The organism is Streptomyces sp. NPDC057565, from assembly GCF_042801455.1.
Classification (GTDB): domain Bacteria; phylum Actinomycetota; class Actinomycetes; order Streptomycetales; family Streptomycetaceae; genus Streptomyces; species Streptomyces yanii.
Genome location: NZ_JBHVFU010000068.1, coordinates 1 through 19,186 on the forward strand (window position 1 = coordinate 1; position 19,186 = coordinate 19,186).

Consider the following 19,186-nt stretch of genomic DNA (forward strand, 5'->3'; position numbering starts at 1 on the left):
CCTGGCTGCCAGCGAGCGGCACCGGCTGAAGAAGATGGCCTGGGGCCACAAGACCGAGTACCAGCTGCACCTCCGCGCCCAAATCGTCCTGCACGCGGCACGCGGGCTGGCCAACGCTCGAATAGCGGAGCGGGTCGGTGTGCACGTAGACACCGTGCGCAGGTGGCGGGGCCGCTTCGCTGAGAAGAGGCTGCCCGGCCTAGCGGACCGCAAGCGCACCGGCCGCCCGCCCTCCTTCACCGCACTGCAGACGGCTCAGGTCGCGGCGCTGGCCTGCCAGTTGCCCGCCGAGACCGGCGTGCCGCTGTCCCGCTGGTCGTGCCCGGAGCTGGCCCGCGAGGCGGTCGAGCGCGGCATCGCGCCTTTCCTGTCGGCCTCCACCGCGCGCCGCTGGCTGACGCGGGACGCCCTCAAGCCCTGGCAGCACCGCTCCTGGATCTTCATCACCGACTCCGGCTTCCGCGCCAGTCAGCCCTCGCAGCGGAGCTTTGTGGTCCAAGAGGGGGCGCACCGCGACACCCCCGCTCGGGCCGCCTCTGGGCCGTGCGGGGGTGCTCAACGATGACAGATGACGACAGTCGACGACGGCTCTTCCCCTACTCAGAGACGGTGCTTCGGGTACCGCCGCAGGTGCTCATCAGTGAAGCACTGTTGAGGAAGAACTGATCGATTGCCGCATGCGCCCTTGACTCGATCATTGAAACTCGAGCCCAAAAGCCGCTACACCGACCGCGCGGCAAGCAGACTGGCCACTTACGACCTTGGGAGCCATAGAGGTCGGGGCTCAGAGGTGCCCGCCGCACTACATCGGTTCGACGAGGGCAGCCCGCCATTCAGGCTGCGGGTCCGTTCCCAGGCTCGTCCAGTACTCCGTCCCACGGACGACCTGCCCGTCACGGACAGTCCAGAACGATGCCGCGCGGAAGACGCCAAGACTGTCGTGTGGCACTTCGACCTCGGAGACGACTTCGTCGCCCTCGGCCACCACCTTGAGCACCCGAATCGACCAGCCCTCCGGATATTCACGGTTCACCGCGACGAAGTTTTCCCGGCCGATGATGCGTTCGAGGCTGATCGGCCACTCGACAACGACATCCTCCGCGATCAACTCGGCGACGCCTGCCCAGTCCCGAGCCTGGATCCGGTCCCACAGTGTCTCAATCACCTTTGAAGGTTCCATCGACGGAGCCTCCCACACCGGTCTGACAGAAGCCTCACCAACGGCGAGTCGATCGTTCCCGAGGTCGTTACGACCTTGAGGGCAATGCGGGTGGGCTTGGTCCGTGACATGAGAAGGGCCGTACGGATTGGGTAAGTTGTGAAGCTGACCTGGGCCCGTACGGCCTGCTCCCATCCTGCCCTGTGCGGAGTCTCTCGCGCACACCTCGGCGAGCTGCTCGAAGAACTCGCACCCAAGTGAAAAGCGACCCGCGAGTCCGCACTGTGTGAGCGACGTGGTGGCGCCCGGCGGCGCGCCGTGGGCGCGGGGCGCAAGCAACGGCTGGTCTTCGCCGACCGACTGCTGGCCACCCTGGTCTGCCTGCGCCTCGGGGGCAACTGACCGGACCGAATCCGACCGACCGCGGTACGAGTGGATCGAAAATCCCCCTGCTCACCGACCGGAACGGGCTGCCCCTGTCGCTGGGCATCTCCGGCGCCAACATACACGACAGTCTCAGTCTGCAACCGCTCGTGCGCGGCATCCCGCCCATCCGCTCCCAGCGAGGACCGCGCCACCGACGCCCAGTCACACTCCACGCCGACAAGGGATACGACTATGACCACCTGCGCCGATGGCTGAGCAGGAGAGGCATACGCCACCCCATCGCCCGTAAAGGCATCGAGTCCTCGCAACGGCTGGGCCGCCACCGCTGGGTCGTGGAGAGGACGGTCTCCTGGCTGGCAGGCTGCCGCCGCCTGCATCGCCGCTACGAGCGCAAAGCGGAACACTTCCTCGCATTCGTCGGCATAGCCGCAGCCCTCATCGGGCTATCGTCGCCTTGCGCGGTGAGGTCATTGCGAGGCGAGGGTGTTGGTTCGGTCCCAGCATTGTCGCGTCGCCGCAGGCCGGTGACCCGTCCCAGCCATCCCCAGCGGGGCTTGTTGTCCCTCTCGATCAGAATCCGCGCTGTTTGCAGCGGGTCACGTGGGGGCTGACCTGTCTGGTGGCGGCGCCAGTAGCGGGCCACTCTCCGCTCCAGATCCCCCAGGTCCACGCTGCCGGTCCTGGCCAGAACGACCGATCCTTCTGGGCCTTCGGGGGCAGTCAGCGCCAACACGCCACCGTCCGGTGAGTACACCGCTGCGTACTCACCTTCATCGATGTCAATCGCCTTTAAGGTGCGCAGCATGACCGACGCCCCAACCTGCCCTGAGTGCAGCCAAGCCATGCAGTTCGGCGGATTCGTGCTCTGTGTGCGGGAGGACGACGGTAAGCGGACGTGCCGTGCGCTGTGGAAATGCAACAGCCGCCATGTGTGGTGGAAATGGGCCGACCGACCGGATGAACCGTTGGAGGTCTCCCCAATGCCGGAGCTGTTCCGCTGACATCCAGCGTTGACATCAACGACTACGGACAGCCGCAGCGTTCAGCAGTCGCGAATGGCCCGAGTATGCACGGGTGGAGCCCGACAGACAGCGGGTGGATCGAACTCCTAAAGCGGATGTCAGCCCACCTGGGTGACAGGGACCGTTCGAGGCCTGCCGCCGCCGGCCTCTAATCTGCTGCTGTGAGCGACATACGAGGCCAATATGGTGAGCAGTCCTACGCCTGGCGGGAGTTGCTACAGCGCTGGAGTGACGAGTGGCTCGATCCGGTGTTGTACGAGCAGGAACGGGCCGAGTCGTTTTCCGAGGACGTGCGCAGGGCCCGTTGGCTGGGTCGGGCGGGTGCCAACCTCGAAGAGGTCGGCGCGCTTGAGGACCGCCTGGGCACTGTATTGCCGGCGAGCTACCGGCAGTTCTTGCTGACGAGCGATGGCTGGCTCAACACGACCTCCGACATCGAGCGGATCCTGTCGGCCCATGAGGTCGGATGGACCCGCGACCTTGAGCCCGATCTCGTGACGGTCTGGACTGAGGCAGACCGGGCTGGCGCACGGGTCGCTGACGAGGAGTACTTCGTCTACGGCGAGGCCCAGGCCCCCTACTTGCTACGCCCCGAGTACGTGCCGCACACCCTGAAGATCAGCCACACACCCGAGGCCACCGAGGTCTATCTCCTCAACCCGTGCGTGGTCACGGCAGACGGCGAGTGGGAAGCCTGGTTCGTCGCCCATTGGCTGCCCGGCGCAGTCCGCTACCAGTCCTTCTGGGACTTGATGAACGACGAGTACCGGCGTTTCCGAGGCGGCTGGTGAAGCCCAGGTGCTGCAAGGCCGGTAAGCCAGGGCGCTTGTCGAATGCGTGTCGACGTTGCCGGTAACCTCTCCGTCAGCCTCACTCTTTGCCCAGGTCAGGGGCCAATCACCCGTCGAAGAACCCAGCGCCTTCTAAGCGCTTGGCCGCAGGTTCGAGTTACGGGGGCATCCAGAACATGGCTGGTCCCCTGTCAAGGCCATGAGCCCCGGAGGTCATCGGTAGGTGTCGCGAACGGGGAGTCTGCGCCTGATCGCCCCGTGCAGTCGGCGGCCCTTTCCGCGCCAACCCGTGACGGGTGCTGGGAAGTGGGTACGCGCTACCAGGCAGCACGCCGGGGCGGGAGGAACAACCATCGTGGCCCAGGTCGGAGCGGCCGGCGATTGATCGAGGGAGGGGAACTGCGGGCTCCGCCGGTACCGTGTTCCCTGTGGCCGGGGAGCTGAGTGAAGCGGAACTCGATGAGCTGGTCGAGCAGGCCACCGTGGACGCCTACGACGACGAGGAGCAGCTCACGGGCCTCTACACGATGCTCTCCGAGCATCTGGCCGTCCCGTTCAAGACGGTCGTTCTCGGGGTCGAGGTCACCGTGAAGAAGGTGGGCCTGCTGCCCAGCAGTCAGATCGTGGCGGTCTGTACGCGAGGCAGGCATCGGCAGGCGATCGGCATTCTCGACCTTCCGTTGCCGGACCCGGCGCCCGAGGGGGCCGAGTGGATCGAGGCGTACCGGTACTGGGGACCGTAAGCGCGCCCGGATCAATGACCGCCTGGTGGCGCGGGCCGGTAGCCCTGATCGGCGAGCCAGGCTCGAGCCCGGCCGTACTGCCGTTCCGCGGCGAACAACCAGTACCGCCGCAGCTGTGCCGGTGAGGTGGCCAGCATGTCCTTGAAACGGCGGAAGGCTCCTGGGCCCTGGATCGCGATGCCGAGGAACCGGGCGAGGTCCTGGTCGTCGAGGGTGGAGATGAAGTCCTCCATGTCACGGTAGGCATCGCGTGATCCGGCGCACGGGACATGGAGCCACCGCTCGGTGCTTTCCGGTTCGTCCTCGTCCCATGACTCCTCGGTGTCCGCGAGGGCGGGCTGGCACTCGCCGGTGTCCAGGTCGATGCGGCCACCGCCCCAGGCCGGGTCGCCTTCGAGCAGACCGGAGAGTTCCTCCAGATCGACCGGCAGCGGCCTCAGCACCAAGACGGCACCGCCGCCCACCGTGTCGAGTTGTTCGGCGAGGACCTCGTCGCCGGGCCAGCCCCGTTCACGCAGGGTGGACGTGCACGCGATCGCCGTCTCCCGGCCACCGGGCATGCCCCGAAAGACGGCTGCGGTGAGTGCGTCTCCGCACTGCTGCAGCACGCTGGCGGGGTCATGCGTATGCAGCAGGGCAAGCAGGGAGGGGCCGTCCGCGGTGTGGCAGGCTGCGCGGAGCGCCTTCAACGCGTGGTCGGTCCATGCCTCGGTCATGCCGCGAGGCTACGCCGAGGCGCGCTGCGAGCGCCATCGTCTTCGGTGCGACAATGCGCTGGTGAGCACGGCGGACAAGTCCTCTCCCCGACACAGGCCACCGACGTTCGGCCCGGAGCCGTGGCCTCATCCGGCACCGTCTGGCGAGTGGTCGCACTGGGACGTGTGGTTCGCCGTGGCGTGCGTGGTGGACTGCGGCGGCGACACTGGGACGACTTCGATACACGGCTGACGCGGGGGCAGTCGGACGGGGTGGTGCGCGGGGTGTGTCTGGAGCCGTTGTGGAGTCATCTGCTGGATTTACGGGAGCGTCTTGCGGCGGACGAGCTCGGTGCGGCCGAGCTGGCTGGAGGCGCTGCGCATGATCCGAAGATCATCGCCCGGGCCCGTGCCAAGATGTGGAAGCAGGCTCTGGAGGGTCGGGCCGACCTGGACCTGGTGGAGACTCTGGCCTGCGCGCTGCACAGCGAGTACGTCTCTGCCCGCTGGGACTTCCGCGCCCGGGCAGCCGCTGGAGGCCCTGGTCTCCTGCGTCCTGCAGCAGGGTGACGCCGCGATCGCCCGTGCCGTTCTCCGGGCGGCGGACCGACCGGGGTTCCACCGGGACCGGGTACGGCGCCGGACCATCGAACTCGACCGGGAACTCGATAGGGAAGGACACCTATGACGCGCGCCGACGACTCGAGCGAGGTGCGGGACCGGCTGCTGGGCTGGCTGCTGCCGGACGGCGGCCCGGCCGGCTCGCTTGCCCAGGAGGATGTAGAGCGGTTCTGCTGGTACGAGCTGCCCGTCAAGTGGATGGCCGAGCCCGCCGAATACCCGCACATCCTCACCGCCTTGGCCGAACTCCTCCAGGACGCCGACAGACCCCGGACCGCGGCCGTCTGCACGTCGAAGGTCACCCGCGAGATCCTCGACGCGTGGCAGCACTCGCCCGATCAGGGGCGAGCCGCCTACCGGCGGGCGGTGGACGCTTCCCCAGTGACCCCGCCGGACACCGCCCTGCTCACCTGGGGGCCGGTGATGGGCATCGACGAGGCTGTCGCCCGCAGCAACGCCTCGCGGCTGCTGGAGCAGGCGCTGGACGACGGCGCCCTGATGCCCGGCGCCCGGGGTTACGCCGCCGCCCGCATCAAACGTCTGGAGCGCTGGCTCACCACCCCGCACCCCGCGCACGACGGCCGTACCCCGCTGAACGCCGTCCACAGCGAGCGCCGCCGCACCTGGGCCGAGGCCCCGCCCGCCGCTCGACGCCGACTGCGCGGCACCGTAACGGACCTGCTGAGCGTGGCGCCTGAGGCACCCGCCGACACGGCCGAACCCCTGCGCTGGCTACTGGAGTCGGTCGGCGACGGAGTGACGCTGACCCAGGCCGGCTACCTGCCGCGCGCCCTGGTCATCGAGGCCGCCGAACGCTACGACTGGTATCTGCCCGGCATGGTGCCGCGCACCGAGTACGACGTCGTCCGCCTCGCCGAACTGCACGAACTCGCCCGTGCGGCGCGGCTGCTCGCCAAGCGGCACCGCAAGCTCGCCCTGACCGCCCGTGGCCGACAGCACCTCGCCGACCCGGCCCTGTTGCAGGCCACCGCGGCCCACGCCTGGTTCGGCGACGGCGTCCGAGCCGAGCTCGCCGAAGCCGCCGCCGCAGCCCTGCTCGACGGGGAGCTCACGCTCGACGACGTCACCGCCGCCGTGCACACCCTGGCCGCCGAGGCGTTCACCCTCGCCGACGGCAGCGCCCCACGGCCCGACGACACCCGCCACTTCCTGTGGCAGTGGCTGCGTCCCGGCGAGGCCCTGGGCTTCCTGGCGTACCGCGACCGCCGCCGCTCCACCCTCTCCCTCACCCCCACCGGCCGAGCCGCCGCCCTCACCGCGCTCCGAGCACGTGCCCACGCCCCGCGGACCGCGCCCTGGGCGTGAACCTTCCGCTCAGGGGCGGGCGGGCAGGACGCAGCCGAGTTTCAGCAGCGCGGTGCGGAAGGCCGGGAGATCGTCGGGAGCCACCATGAGGTGCCTCGGGCCGACCCGGAAGCACAGCGCGCCCGCCCTGCGGTCCTTCGCGATCACCACGGCCTGTACCTCGTCCACGCACTCCAGCAGGTGACACGTGCCCAGATCCCGTACCTTTTCGGTGCGGGAGGCGGCGTCGGCCAGCAAAGCTGTGACGGTCTGCGGCAGTTCCTCTCCCGGGCTGCTCCCGGTCAGGAAGCGGCGCAGTTCCTCCAGGCCGCGGCCTGCGTGGAGGGCCTTCAGCAGGGAGACGGTGGACAGCGTCCAGACATGGTCGGCGGACCGGGTCGCGAACGCGTCGAGCAGCAGCGCCGCGGCCGGGGCCAGGCCGTCGAGTGCCACGACGTCGAAGTTCGGCAGGACCCTGACCGGGCTCTGCGCCCCGACAGCGAGTGCCGGACCCGGCTGGTAGTCGTCGGCGCGCCCCGTCGCGTACACCCCGAGTTCAGCCGGACGGCGAGCAGCCCGTCGTAGCGGCTGAGCCGCTGAAGCCAGTCGGCGCCCCACATGTGGCGGAAGTCGTCCCGGGCCTGCTCCACCACCGCTGCCGTTCCCCACCCGCACCCACCCGCGGCAGCGGTAGGGTCCGCCATGTGAGCGAGTACCAGTACTACGAGTTCCAGGCCCTCGACCGGCCGCTCAGCCGCGAGGAACAGGAACAACTGCGGGCCATCTCCACCCGGGCCCGGATCACCGCGACCAGCTTCACCAACACCTACAACTGGGGTGACCTGAGCGGGAATCCGCGCCGTATGGTCGAGCGCTGCTTCGACGCGCACCTGTACGTCACCAACTGGGGCACCCACCGTCTGATGCTCCGCCTGCCCAGACAGACCCTGGCTCTGCCCACGGTGAAGCCGTACTGCCTCGACCACCACGTCGACGCCTGGACCACCCGCACCCACCTCCTGCTCGACCTCACCAGCGACGACGAAGGCGGCGACTGGATCGAGGGCGCCGACGACTCCCTGGCCGCCCTCCTCGGCGTCCGCGACGAACTCGCCACCGGCGACCTGCGCCCCCTCTACCTCGCCTGGCTCTCCGCGCTCACCGCCTGGGAACTCGAGGACGACGACGAAGAGGAGTACCAGACCTCCCCGGAGCCGCCCGTCCCGGCCGGGCTCGGCGAACTGACCGCCCCGCAGAGCGCGCTCGCAGACTTCCTGCGCGTGGACGACGACCTGCTGACAGTCGCGGCCCAGGCCAGTCCCGCCGCGCCCGAGAAACCGGCCAGGCCCACGAAGAAGGAACTCGCCCCGCTGATCGCCTCAATGCCCCAGAAGGAGAAGGACGCTCTGCTGCTGCGGCTCGCCCTCGGCCCGGAGCCCGGGCTGCGCACCGAACTCCTGCACCGCCTGCACGGCGCCGACACACCCACCACGGCCCCCGGGCGCCGCTCCGCCGCCCAACTCCTGGACTCCGCCCACACACGGCGCGCCGAACGCCAGAAGCGCGCCGAACACGAACGGACCACCGCCCGCGCCCAGCGCCTGACCGCCCTCGCGAGCGAGGCCGAATCAGCCTGGCAGAAGATCGAGGCGCACATCGCCACCAAGAAGACCAGCGCCTACGACCAGGCCGTCGCCCTCCTCGCGGAACTGCGCGACGCCTACTCCCACACCGGGCAGGACACGGACTTCCGCCAGCGGCTGACCCACCTTCGCGAGGACAATCAACGCCGCACCGGCCTCATCCACCGCCTCGACCGCCACGGCCTCCGATAGGACCCCTCCTCCCTGGCACCGATCGGGCCGAACCGCACCCTCCCCACCTCGGGGAGACAGCGTGAGCGCCGGAACGCGCACGGCCCCATGGAGCGCCGGTCTCCACGGTCACCGCATCGTGACTCCTCGCCGTCTCTTTCCGAGACAGTTTGCCGCGTGGTTCGCAGCAGATCGTTCAGGCGCTTCTCCCCCTCACCCGAGCCCCGCACTCTGCAACCCAAAACCACCTGACACCCCATCAGAACGAGCGTCAAATGAGCGTCACGAGCGTCATTTCAGCGTCAAGATATCGCCCGTAACACCCACACCGCACATAATGCGCACACACAAAACCGCAGGCCAGGAGCCCTTCACGGCCGGTTCAAGGATCGCGACGCACTCCACATGGTGCGTCATCGAAAAGGTGTCGCGTAAGCCAGGAAGCAACATAACCTCAGGTCAGCGCAGGTATGCGGTCGCTCCGAGCACCCTTTCAGACGCCTGGAGCGTCAGATGAGCGTCACAAACGACCAGGGGAGCACTACGGCCGTGCCACAGCAGCGAGGTCTTCCAACAGCACACCGGCCACCAGCTCCTCAACCACGGCGGTGCCATGCTCTGCCATGGCTTCGGCCAGCTCAGGATCCCACGGCGCTTCGGTGAGTCGTCCGGGGTGCGGTCCGTGTGGGTTGCGGACGACCGCGGCTTGGTAGTCCGCTGCCGTCATACGCCAGGGATGCGCCCGTGTCTTGTCCAGGACGTACGCGGCGATGCGGATGCCCTCGCCGTCGAAGTCGCCGTGGTAACGAAGTGTGGCGCCCCGGTCGACGAGTAGGCGCAGGAGCTGGATCGCGGCGCTGTTGGGCCAGCCGGACGTGCAGACGAGCGGCGGGCAGTCGGGGCCGAAGCGGCGGAGGGCGAGGGCCAGGATGCTGGGGTTCTCCACAACGTGGACGACATGTGGGGCAAGGGCAGCGGGCAAGGTGAACTCGCCCGGGTTCCGGACGTGGGCAAGGGTCAGGCTGGCGGCCTGACCGGCCTCGGTGCACAGGCGGGCCACACGGGCGGGAAGGCCGTCGCCGGCGGGGCGCAGTCCGCCGGCGACGACGGTGGAGGACAGCTCGTCGTCGGCGACGCCGGCGCGGGTCCACAGGGCGCGCCGTTCCGCCGCGGACTGCGGCGGGGCGGTGTCGTTCAGTGTCGCCAGGGCACGCAGGACGAGCGTGGAAAGAGGTGTGCCGTCGTCGAGAGCGTGCGCGTGACCGTTCAGGACCCGGGCGGCGAAGACGGGCAGGGGGTCGGCCTGGCCAGGGAGTTCGGCCAGCACCTTGAGCGCGTCGGTGAGCAGCGTGCGGGTCCGTTCCACCGAGCCGCCGACCAGTCCTGCGGCTCGACAGGACGCAGCCCAGTCGGCAAGCACCGGCTGCGCCCGTATCGTGTCCTGACCAGCCAGCCAGGTCCAGAGCCCGGCGCGATCGTCCTGCTGGCGGCGGCGTTCACCGGCTCTGTCGCCGAGTGGACCGATGAGTTCGGCGACAACTTCTCGTACAGTGCGGCCGGAGAGTTCGGTGACGGCCTCCTCCAGGCGGGCCAGGGCGACGGAGGGTCGAGGGTCCGGCAGGCGGTCCAGGCCGAGGAGGTCGGCGAGGGCCTCCCGCTGGGTCTCGTCCAGCGGTCCGAGGCGTATCCGTGCGACAGGGCGGCCGGAGGAGAGACAGCCGTGGGCGGTCTGCCAGAGGGGGTGGAGTTCGGGGCGGCGGAGCGTCGCCTCGCCCGGCAAGGAGTGGTCTTGCGGGGTCATCCTTCCTCCATTCCGGTGCCGTTCCAGACGAAGCGCGCGCTGGTGACGGCGTCGTCTGCGTCGGTCAGGAGCTGGTGGACGGCGAGGCCGGGCAGCTCCCTGTAGTTCCCCCACTCGTGGTCGGAGGTGATCATGAGGTCCAGGTCGAGTGCGGTGAGCAGGGCGAAGACCTGTCCGCGGTTGACGGTGTCGACGCCGACGAAGACCTCGTCGAGGAGGATCGGGCGGGGGGCCAGGGGCACGTCCTCGTAGTGGGCCGCGACGGCGGCGAACAGTGGCAGGTGCAGTGCGATGGCCTTCTCCCCGCCGGAGAGCGCGCCGTGCAGCCGCTTGGTCAGGGGCTGCCAGCCGCTCCCGTCCGCCCGGTCGAGGCGGACGGTGAAGGTGTGCCAGGCGGTGTAGTCGAGCACCTCGCCGAGGTGCTCCTCCCAGCTCGCGGCCGTGTCGCTGCCCTTGGCCTCCTCGATGCGGGCGCGGAAGAAGGCGTGCAGGGCCTCCCGGTCGGACTCGGTGACCCGGCCAGGGTCCTTCAGGAGCAGCTGGCGCGCGGTACGCGTGCTGTCAGGGAGGCCCGGGTGGACGTCCCAGACGAGCTGGACGGCGACGTTGGAGGCGGTACGGACCTGCTCCAGGTGCCCGTTCATGTGCGCAACGAGCTCGCCGGCCCGGCGGATGCGGGCGGCGAGGTGGCGGCGGATGTCACCCGTGAGGATCTGGTCGAAGAGGCGCCGTTCGGCGGTGCTGATGTCGTCGCGGCTGCGGTCGCGCTCCTGGGTGAGCGTGGTGAGCAGGCCGGTCGCCCCGACGCGGACGCCCTCCAAGGTGGCGGTGAAGAGCTGGACGTCGTCGTCGGGCTCCAGCTCCAGGTCGGCACGGACGCCGAGATGCCGGCGGGCCTCGTGGACGGCCTCGGAGAGGCGAGTGGCCGCGTCGCCGAGGTGGCGCGGGGCGTATGGGATCTGGGGCCACCGAGCCGCCATGGCGCGGGCGGCCTCCAAAGTGGCCTTGGTGCCGTCGCCTGCGTCGGGTTCGGGTCGAACGCCCGCGTCCTCGGCCAGACCGACCAGGCACAGGTGCCGGAACCGCTGCGCCGCGCCGTCGCGGGCCTCGACTGCCTTCTCTTGCCGGTCGGCGGCCTGGCTGCTGGTGGCCCTCAGCTCTCCGATGCGGCCTTCCAGGCCCAGGAGGAGCTCGGCCGCCCGGCGGGCTTCCTTGCCGCAGCGGACCCGTTCGGCACGGGTCTCCGCAACGCGCGCGACGATCTGTCGGTAGTCCGCGCCGACCGTCTCCTCCACCGCCTTCAGGCGAGCCGTCATACCGGCCGCCTTCGTTTCCGCAGCGGCCGCGTCGGCGGCCTGCTTCTCGGCGAGACGGTGTGACCGGTCCGCCCGTGCGGCCGTCTCCGTGGCCCTTTCAGCGGCTGCGGTCGCGTCGATGCGGGCGTCCGTCCAGGTGTCGGCGAGGTCGCGGAACCTCTCGATGTCGCGGCCGAGTTCGCGCAGCCGGTCGCGGTCGGTGGGCAGTCCATGTTCGGCGGCCCTGCGGCTCAGTGTGCGCAGCGCGCCGGCCACGTCACCCTCGCGTGCGGCCAGATGCGCGGTCGCGTCGCGCACCACGTCGTCCCGGGCGGCTACCTTCTCCTCGGCCCGGTCCCAGTCCCGTCGGCGGGCGTCGAGTTCCCGGTGGTCGGGCCGGGCGGTGCGGTCGTCTGCCAACCGGGCGGCGCGGGCGTCGAGTTCTCGCAGCCGGTCGGCGAGGGTGGTCAGGGAGGCGTCCTTCTCGGCGATCCGCTCGGTCAGTTCGGCGATCTCGCGCTGCTTGGCCCGCTGCCGGGCGAGGGCGCCGATATGGGCGGGTTCCGGCTTGCTCCAGGAGCCCGTGGCTGGTGCGAGGCGCCAGGCGCCGTTGGAGGAGACGGCCGCTGGGTGCCTGCCGGGCAGGGTGGTGCCGTACGCGATGCCGGCGAGGATGCGGGTCACGGTGCCGGCCGGTACGGGGATGTCCTCCTCGGGTCTCAGTACGTCCAGCAGGCTGGGGCCGGGGGCGGTCGTGGCGAGGCCGGCCTCGGCGCGGGTGTCGTGCCCGGGGAGGGTGAGCCCTTCGGAGGCGCTGACCCAGGCGTCCAGGAGGCCCGACGCCTCCAGTGCCGCTTCCACCGCGGCCTGTACGGGGAGCGGGACGTCCTCGTGGAAGGCGATCAGCCGCCACAGCGGCGCGCCTGCCGCGGCCGTACGGACGGTGGTGCGGGTGGGTGGAGCGGCGGGCTGGAGATCGGTCTCGCCGCTGAGCTTGAGCCTCCGTGCGTCGAGCAGGTCCCTTTCCTCCTCCAACCCTTGGTGTGCGGCGAGGACTCCGGCCCGTTCCGTGGTGATCTCCTGGTCCAGCGGTCGTGCGACCGTTTCGACCAGCTCGCGCACGTCTGCCTCGACCGCCGCCCTGGCGGCCAGTTCATCGGGGTTGGGGATGCGCAGCTCCGTGCAGTCCCGGGCCCAGGCGAACAGCCGTTCCGCCTGGGCGGCGAGGGCGTCGTCCCGGGCGGCGGCGGTCGCGTCGCGGTGGGCGATCGCGTCCGCGAGCCGGGTGCGGGCCTCGTCCAGCAGGCCCTCGGCGGTGCCCCGGTCGCGTACCGCCCGGTCGTGCGCGTCGATCGCGTCGGTGATGTCGGCGACCTGCTCCCGTCGGGCGGTGACCGCGCCCCGGAGCAGCCGGCGGGCGGCGGTGCCAGGAGCGTCGGACCGCCCGCTCCCCATCCTGGCCGGGGTGTTCGGCGTCGCGTTGTCGAGGGGCTTCGCCTCCCGTTCCGCGTCGAGGATCGTCTTCACCTCGTGGTGAATGGACTCCATGCCTGCGGCCCGGGCCGAGCGGTGTGCCTCGTCCGCGGTCGCGCGGGCGTGCTCGTCGCGCGAGCGGGCGTGTCGCGCGAGCTCGTCGGCGTGCTTCCGGTCCTCCTGCGCGTCGGCCTCGGCGGACCGGGCGGCGGTACGCAGTTCCCCGGCGGCCGCTACCTGTTCCTCGGTGCCGCGGCGGAGCCGGTCGAGCTCCTCCCCCTTCTGGTAGGCGTCGCTATCCCGGAGCCCTTCGACGATCTCGTCCAGGGCGTGCGCCTGCCGTTCCAGTTCCTCGCGCAGGGTCAGGGTCGAGGCGCGCTCCTCACACGCCTTCTCGTACTCCTCGGCGCTGACGCGGGCGTCCCGGGTGAGGTCGTCCATCTCGGTGGTCGCAGAGATCAGCGCTGCCGCGCCGGCCCTCAGGACCCGGCGGGCGTAGGCGCGCTGCCGGGAGGCGACGTTCTCGGCCGCCGTCACCTCGGCGTCGAGTCGGTCAAGGTGCTCCCGCTGCCGGTCCAGGCGCTCGAAGCCCTCGGCGAGCTCGGTGATCTCTCCTTCGCCGAGCGGGGGCAGGGCGCGGGACAGCAGGGTGGACAGCAGGGAGGGGTCGAGCCGTTCGGACAGCTTGGGCTGGCGAAGCTGGAGCAGGGCGGAGAGCAGGGACTCGTACCGCTGCTCCCCCATGCCGGCGAAGAGTTCGCGCCGCACGACGGTGCGATAATCGGTGGCTGACGGATGCACCTCGCCGCGGTCGCGCAGGGCTTCGGCGAGGGCAGCCTTGGTCAGGGGTTGTCCGGTGTCGTTGACGAGGTGGACGCCGTCGGGGTGGGCGATCCGGGCGGTGGTGGTGAAGTAGTCGGCGTGCGCCGTGGTGGTGTGAACGCTCGCGTGCAGGCGGGCTCCGCAGCCGAACCAGTGCTCGGTGCCGTCGTCTGTGACGCGGCGGAACTCCATCCACACGTACCCCACGCGGGTCTTGCCGGACGCTCCCTGGCCGAGCAGGTTCCAGTGCATCGTGCGCTCCGAACCGCCGAATGTGGAGAGGCGGTTGGGGCGGAGGCTGGCGTCGAAGAGGAAGGGAAGCAGCAGTTCCAGGGCCTTGGACTTGCCGGTGCCGTTCTGACCGCGCAGGAGCAGGCGGCCCTGGTGGAAGGTGAAGGTCTCGTCGTAGTAGCGCCAGACGTTGAGGATGCCCGCGCGGTGAGGCTGCCAGCGTCCGCGGCTGGCGTCCGCCTCGTGAACGGGTGACGGTTCGATGGTCTCCTCGGACCGTCGCTGGAGGGGAAGCTCCGTCACGCTCACTGCTTGTCTCCTTCTCCGGCGCCGCCTGCGGCGGTCGCGCCTACCGGATCGTTCTTCGGGGCCGGGCCGGTGGTCTCCGTCAGGCGGTAGCGGTACGCGGCGGGTCGCGCGACGACGCGGTCTCGGGTCCTGCCTGCCAGGCCGACGTCCAGCAGGATCCGTACGGCGTCGTCGGCAAGGCGGGCCGGGCCTTCCTCCGACTGGTACGCCTTGGCCCAGCCCGGGAAGCGGCGCAGCAGCTCCGCTCCGGCCTCGGCCAGCTGCTCGGGCAGCAGGCCCGCGGGCGTGGCGCAGAGCGGTGCGAGGAGGAGCAACGCGGCAACCCGGGCGGTGGAGGTGTCGTCGGGGAAGCGGACGTCGGTGGCGATGGCGTCCGGGTCGACGAGCAGGAAGCCCTCCGCCCGTTCCTCCAGGAGGAGACCGGCCTGTTCGACAGAGCGGCGCAGGATCTGGCGTCCGGTCAAAGAGGTGACGTAAGCGAGCTCGTCGTCGGCGAGGTCGGCCCGGTAGAGCACGGGGTCGTCGAAGAGGCGGCGCAGCACCGAGTGACGCAGCCGCAGGTTGCGCTGGGCGTCCGTGGTCGCGGCGGTCTCGGCATGCGTGTCGTCGGCCGTCCCGTCGGCAAAAGCGCCTCCGTAGCGGCGCTCCCTGACCAGGCCGGCGAGGAGGTCCTCGAACCGCGCGGGCACCTCCTCCTGGGGCACGGCGAGCCGGGAGGCGCCGACCGGCGCGGCGGGCAGCCGCATGAGCAGCGTGTTGTCCACGCGGTAGAGGACCTTCGCCTCCGCGGAGTCGACGTACGTCTCGGTCGCGCCGTCCACAACACGCAGCACGTCGTACGACTCCAGCAGCTTCAGGACGTCGACGAACGCCATGCGCTCCGGCCGGTGGACCGGGTCGAACCCCGCCAGCGCGCGGTCGGCCGCCATGGCCTGGACGACGCGGTCGGCGAGCATGCCGATGGTCGTCATCGGCATCGACAGCAGCTCCGCAGCGGTCACGCACAACAGGACGTACCGTCGGCGGTCGAACGGGGCCCGGCCGGAGCGCGCCCGGCGAGCGGGACGGGAGCCGTCGGGGTTGGCACGGACCTTGGTGAGGCGGGCGTAGCCCCGGCGGGGCTCCACGACCAGATTCCAGCCGCAGGTGTAGTCGAACCAACGAGCCAGCGGGTCACGGCGGCGCCGCACCAGATCGAAGCCGGTCGGGTCGGCTGCCTCGGTGAGCAGCGGGCGGGCCAGAAGGAGGCGGATGGCGCGGGCGACTTCCTCCCGTTCGGCGGAGGCCAGTTGGTTGGCCAGGGTGCTCATCCTGCGGCCTCCTGTCCCGTGGCGGCGCGGACTGCCGGGAAGGCGATCGCCCCGCCCGCGGCCGTGACATGGATGACGTAGTCCGGACCTGCCATCGTCCCCTGCACGGTACGCAGTACGGCGGTGCGCCCGTCGGGAGGCGGCGACAGCGTCACCTCCACCCGGCCGTCGCCGGTCGTGGCCCGTCGCTGGCCGCCCGCGTCCGGCCGGGCGGCCAGCGCCCGGCCCAGCAGGTCGAGGAGACGGTCGAAGGCCGCGGGGTCGAGGGTGCTGAAGGAGGAGAGCCGTACGGGGCCGTCCGTCTCCAGCGCCTGCCAGGCGCGCGCCAGCTCCGCTCGTTCCGCCCGGGCCCGCTCGGCGCGTTCCGCCCTGACCGCCGCAACGTCCCTCACCGTGGCCGTACGAGTGAAGCGTTCGGTTCGTCCGCTGGTCCTCAGCAGGGCCGACACCTGTACCGGCGGCGCCTCGGACCAGGAGTGGGACGAGGGGATCAGCTCCGGGTCCGGGTGGGCGAGGTGGGCATGGCGGGCTGGGCCGAGGCCGAAGGCGGCCGACCACAGCCGGTGCAGGTCCTCCTCGTCGGGGGCCGCCGCGAACCAGCGCGCGAGCTCCCGGAAGTCCTGCACGGCGCTGGAGGGGCGGCGCCGGGACTCGTTGATCCGCTCCAGCACCTGTAGGAGGGAGACGATGGCGCGCCGGGCGATGTCGTGCAGCTGCTCGATCCGGGGGCGCGCCCCGTCGTCCGGCAGGAACCAGGCCCTCAGCCCCGCCCAGCGCGCCCGCCGGCTCTCCAGCCAGCCGGCCGCCGGGTCCTCTCCCGGTGCCGGAGGCAGCTCGGCACCGCGTAGGGCCCGCTCGCGCAGCACCGCGATGCCCCGCTCCTCCACGCGGGCCACGGCGGCGGCCACTGTCTCGCCGCGCCGGTCGAGATTGACCAGGAACTCCTGGAGATACGCGACGGTGGCGGCCTTCACCTCACGGAACACGTCCAAATCCACGCCTTCGGCGCGAAGGAGCCTCTGCAACTGGCCGTTGAAGGCCTTGGTGTTCTCCACCAGGCCCTCCAGATGGCCCTCCAGCTCCCGCAGGGTGCTGAAGACCCGCCGGTCGGCCGCGGCGGGTTCACCGGACAGCACGGTCAGCTCGTCGAGCCGGTCGGCGATCGCCTCGAGCACCGCGGTCTGCAGCGCCCCTGTGGAGGCCAGCACCTCCAGGGCGTGTCGCACCCCGGCGAGCGCGGCCTCGCCCCGGCGGGTCAGTGAGTAGTGCAGGTTGCGCCGCTCGTACTCCTCGGCCGTGCGGTAGTTCTGGGCGTGGTTGTGGACCACGTCGAGGAGTTCCCACTTCACCAGCCGTTTCAGCGTCTCGTGTAGTTCCTCGTCCTCGAGGTCCGAGACCCAGCCCACCGCACGCAGCTGCTCCCGTACACCATCGAGCCCGAGCGCGGTCTCCAGGTGCTCGCCGGCCACCCCGAAGGCCTCGAGCACGGCCCCGTTCAGGTCGGCCGTCTCCCCCGTGGTGAACCGGAACATCTCCGGTGGAACCCTGCGCATGCTGGTACGTCCCCTCCTCCTCCGCCACCCCTGCGGCACTTCGATCTCCACGGTAGGGGGCGGCCCCGGGTCTCGGCCTCGGTTCGCTGTCATCATTGTGATTGCTGTCATGACGAGGCCTGCTCCGTGCTTTCGAACGGGTAGACAAGGCTCTGCGCGCCTCGGATGCCAGACCAGCCCAGTCGGCCACACACGACCGCTAGACTCCGCCAGGTGGACGACGACCAGCTGATCACCGCCCGCGCTCGAATCCATCTCGTACCGGCGGTGCTGGCGTTGGCCAATCCGCCTTGGCAACGTGACGTGTGGCTCGATCCGACCGCGTTCGAGAACCTGGACCTTGTCTGCCACACCCTGTTCGACGACTTCTGCGATGCCGAACACCCCGAGCGATACCTCGGCATCGGTCTGCGCACCGAAGAAGAGGTCGCGCTCATACGGCAGCTTGATGCCGCACTCACCGCCGCCTCGGCAGAGGCCCCCAACGACACCGACATGGATTACCTAAGCGCCGAGAGCTGGACCCACGTCGTGACCATCGCCGGCCGCCTCGCGCAGGTCATGGTCGCCAACGACCTTCACGAACTCCTCGCACTGAACGAGGCCCGGGTTGCGGGCGAGGCACCGCAGTGAAGCCGGCCCTCCAGCCTGTGCCGCCCGATCTTCCTCGGGTGAGAACTGGTCCGAGCGGCACTTCCTCGACGCATTCGTGCCCCTACGTGCCAGTCGTAGGGGCGAACAGCGGTCACCGTGAGCGCTGCCCTGTAGCCGGCCAACAGCTGTTCCACTGACATCCAGTCCTGACATCAACAGCCATGGACAGCAGCAAGGTTCAGCGGTAGCGGACGGTCCGAGCGCACGCGGGTGAAGCCCATCGGGCGGCACATGAATCGAACTCCTAAAGCGGGTGTCGCAGGTTCGAATCCTGCCGGGGGCACAGCACTAAGGGCCAGTTCAGAGGCTTGATCCTCTCGAACTGACCCTTTCGCCGTGATCACGACCATGCCACACACGTGCCACCACGTCCCAGCGTCTCCCTGCCGCTGGCGGATCACCGACTTCAGCCAACTGCTGCTGCGGGGTCTTGGGGACCTGCTCGGCTGTCAGCGGATTCAGAGCTGATGCCCCGCCTCGTGCAGTCGGTTACGCGCGGCCCTCAGCACGCCCTGCGACCACTCCGCACGGGTGACTCCCTCGGGCAGTCTGGTCAACTCGGCGTAGCTGGCGCCCAGCGCGCGGGCGATCGCCTCCACCGCGAGACCCTGCATAAGATCGTCGTTGTACTCACCGCGGCCTTCCTCGGCGAGCTTCAGCAGGGCGCGGAGGAATTCGGCGTCGAACCCGTCGCGCAGGATCGCCCCCGCCCCCGAGACTGCGGCCATGAACGCATCATCGCTTGTATCCCACTCGGGGGAGCCCAGCAACTCGAGGATCTGCTTACTGTACTTCGCTCCCACTCTCCAGTGCGCCGTGAGCACCTGCACGGCGGGCGCCGAGACCTCGGGATCCTCGGGGTAGATCAGATACATGGCGATCAGCGGCTCATATGCCGGGCCGCCCGCACGGGCCACCGCGTACAGCCGCTGGTAGAGCTCCCGGCCGGCCCGGCACTCGGTGACGGCTTGGGCGATCTGCTTCACCTCCTGCGGCGGGATGGTGCCGTCCTTCGCCCGTTCGATCAGCTGCCGCACATATGCATCCTTCGCCACTGTCATGCTCCACTCACTTGGGGGTCTGGGGACGAACTGCTCGGAGAAGTCCAGCATTCTGCTGGCCCGCCCCAGTCCTGGCAGGCAAGCTGGACGCCGTCGAGCGATGGCGCACAGTCTCTGAGCGCTGGAGGAGACCGGCACCT

16 protein-coding genes and 1 pseudogene are annotated in these 19,186 nt (G+C 70.2%); 9 read left to right on the forward strand and 8 right to left on the reverse strand.

Translation table 11 applies throughout. From position 1 onward, the window contains the following. On the forward strand, positions 1-565 hold a 565-nt coding region (locus ACFU8W_RS45175; RefSeq protein ID WP_384050993.1), incomplete at its 5' end, for a helix-turn-helix domain-containing protein. A 237-nt stretch (positions 566-802) separates the two neighbouring features. Here ACFU8W_RS45175 and ACFU8W_RS45180 read toward each other — a convergent pair. Then, the gene (locus tag ACFU8W_RS45180; protein ID WP_384050996.1) at positions 803-1,180 is read right to left on the reverse strand and encodes a nuclear transport factor 2 family protein; all 378 of its coding nucleotides are present in this window, start codon (positions 1,178-1,180) and stop codon (positions 803-805) included. A 362-nt stretch (positions 1,181-1,542) separates the two neighbouring features. Between ACFU8W_RS45180 and ACFU8W_RS45185 the strand changes: the two are divergent. The 4 genes and pseudogenes from ACFU8W_RS45185 to ACFU8W_RS45200 form a co-directional block, all read left to right on the forward strand. Further along, positions 1,543-1,986: pseudogene (locus ACFU8W_RS45185) on the forward strand (IS5 family transposase); the annotation flags it as partial. 363 nt (positions 1,987-2,349) lie between these two features. Then, positions 2,350-2,547, forward strand: coding sequence for a dehydrogenase (locus tag ACFU8W_RS45190; protein ID WP_384050999.1), 198 nt, complete (start codon positions 2,350-2,352; stop codon positions 2,545-2,547). 182 nt (positions 2,548-2,729) lie between these two features. Next, positions 2,730-3,359 carry an SMI1/KNR4 family protein gene (locus tag ACFU8W_RS45195; protein WP_384051002.1) on the forward strand — a complete coding sequence of 210 codons (630 nt, stop codon included), beginning with the start codon at positions 2,730-2,732 and terminating at the stop codon, positions 3,357-3,359. A 428-nt stretch (positions 3,360-3,787) separates the two neighbouring features. Further along, positions 3,788-4,102 (forward strand): calcium-binding protein, encoded by a 315-nt coding sequence (locus tag ACFU8W_RS45200; protein WP_384051005.1) that lies wholly within the window; start codon positions 3,788-3,790, stop codon positions 4,100-4,102. 11 nt (positions 4,103-4,113) lie between these two features. Here ACFU8W_RS45200 and ACFU8W_RS45205 read toward each other — a convergent pair whose 3' ends face one another. Continuing rightward, complete coding sequence (locus ACFU8W_RS45205) at positions 4,114-4,818, reverse strand: UPF0158 family protein (protein WP_384051008.1); 705 nt, start codon at positions 4,816-4,818, stop codon at positions 4,114-4,116. A 180-nt stretch (positions 4,819-4,998) separates the two neighbouring features. On the opposite strand from ACFU8W_RS45205, the gene ACFU8W_RS45210 reads away from it, so the two are divergent. Further along, complete coding sequence (locus ACFU8W_RS45210; RefSeq protein WP_384051011.1) at positions 4,999-5,367, forward strand: hypothetical protein; 369 nt, start codon at positions 4,999-5,001, stop codon at positions 5,365-5,367. A 114-nt stretch (positions 5,368-5,481) separates the two neighbouring features. Beyond that, entirely contained in the window at positions 5,482-6,744 is a 1,263-nt protein-coding gene (locus ACFU8W_RS45215) for a hypothetical protein (protein WP_384051014.1), read from the forward strand. A gap of 9 nt (positions 6,745-6,753) precedes the next feature. Here ACFU8W_RS45215 and ACFU8W_RS45220 read toward each other — a convergent pair whose 3' ends face one another. After that, a complete protein-coding gene (locus ACFU8W_RS45220; RefSeq protein ID WP_384051017.1) occupies positions 6,754-7,272 on the reverse strand; it encodes a helicase-associated domain-containing protein in 519 nt (172 codons plus the stop codon). Between the two features lie 155 nt (positions 7,273-7,427). Between ACFU8W_RS45220 and ACFU8W_RS45225 the strand changes: the two genes are divergently transcribed. Then, complete coding sequence (locus ACFU8W_RS45225; RefSeq protein WP_384051020.1) at positions 7,428-8,558, forward strand: hypothetical protein; 1,131 nt, start codon at positions 7,428-7,430, stop codon at positions 8,556-8,558. 520 nt (positions 8,559-9,078) lie between these two features. On the opposite strand, the gene ACFU8W_RS45230 is transcribed toward ACFU8W_RS45225, so the two are convergent. The 4 genes from ACFU8W_RS45230 to ACFU8W_RS45245 are packed head-to-tail and all read right to left on the reverse strand — an operon-like array spanning position 9,079 to position 17,331. Further along, the gene (locus tag ACFU8W_RS45230; protein ID WP_384051023.1) at positions 9,079-10,338 is read right to left on the reverse strand and encodes a TIGR02679 family protein; all 1,260 of its coding nucleotides are present in this window, start codon (positions 10,336-10,338) and stop codon (positions 9,079-9,081) included. Beyond that, positions 10,335-14,468 (reverse strand): TIGR02680 family protein, encoded by a 4,134-nt coding sequence (locus ACFU8W_RS45235; protein WP_384051026.1) that lies wholly within the window; start codon positions 14,466-14,468, stop codon positions 10,335-10,337. Before ACFU8W_RS45235 ends, ACFU8W_RS45230 begins: the two co-directional genes overlap by 4 nt. Further along, complete coding sequence (locus tag ACFU8W_RS45240) at positions 14,465-15,778, reverse strand: TIGR02678 family protein (protein WP_384051029.1); 1,314 nt, start codon at positions 15,776-15,778, stop codon at positions 14,465-14,467. Before ACFU8W_RS45240 ends, ACFU8W_RS45235 begins: the two co-directional genes overlap by 4 nt. Beyond that, positions 15,775-17,331 (reverse strand): TIGR02677 family protein, encoded by a 1,557-nt coding sequence (locus tag ACFU8W_RS45245; protein ID WP_384051032.1) that lies wholly within the window; start codon positions 17,329-17,331, stop codon positions 15,775-15,777. The genes ACFU8W_RS45240 and ACFU8W_RS45245 overlap by 4 nt, the downstream gene beginning before the upstream one ends. A 213-nt stretch (positions 17,332-17,544) precedes the next feature. On the opposite strand from ACFU8W_RS45245, the gene ACFU8W_RS45250 reads away from it, so the two are divergent. Beyond that, positions 17,545-17,964, forward strand: a complete 420-nt coding sequence (locus tag ACFU8W_RS45250) for a hypothetical protein (RefSeq protein ID WP_384051035.1) — start codon at positions 17,545-17,547, stop codon at positions 17,962-17,964. A gap of 479 nt (positions 17,965-18,443) precedes the next feature. Here ACFU8W_RS45250 and ACFU8W_RS45255 read toward each other — a convergent pair whose 3' ends face one another. Beyond that, the gene (locus ACFU8W_RS45255; RefSeq protein WP_384051038.1) at positions 18,444-19,046 is read right to left on the reverse strand and encodes a hypothetical protein; all 603 of its coding nucleotides are present in this window, start codon (positions 19,044-19,046) and stop codon (positions 18,444-18,446) included. Positions 19,047-19,186 lie beyond the last annotated feature (140 nt).

Coding starts and splice junctions, on each gene's coding strand:
- ACFU8W_RS45180 (WP_384050996.1), bottom strand. CDS start 1,180: ATGGAACCTTCAAAGGTGATTGAGACACTGTGGGACCGGATCCAGGCT.
- ACFU8W_RS45190 (WP_384050999.1), top strand. CDS start 2,350: ATGACCGACGCCCCAACCTGCCCTGAGTGCAGCCAAGCCATGCAGTTC.
- ACFU8W_RS45205 (WP_384051008.1), bottom strand. CDS start 4,818: ATGACCGAGGCATGGACCGACCACGCGTTGAAGGCGCTCCGCGCAGCC.
- ACFU8W_RS45215 (WP_384051014.1), top strand. CDS start 5,482: ATGACGCGCGCCGACGACTCGAGCGAGGTGCGGGACCGGCTGCTGGGC.
- ACFU8W_RS45230 (WP_384051023.1), bottom strand. CDS start 10,338: ATGACCCCGCAAGACCACTCCTTGCCGGGCGAGGCGACGCTCCGCCGC.
- ACFU8W_RS45240 (WP_384051029.1), bottom strand. CDS start 15,778: ATGAGCACCCTGGCCAACCAACTGGCCTCCGCCGAACGGGAGGAAGTC.
- ACFU8W_RS45245 (WP_384051032.1), bottom strand. CDS start 17,331: ATGCGCAGGGTTCCACCGGAGATGTTCCGGTTCACCACGGGGGAGACG.
- ACFU8W_RS45255 (WP_384051038.1), bottom strand. CDS start 19,046: ATGACAGTGGCGAAGGATGCATATGTGCGGCAGCTGATCGAACGGGCG.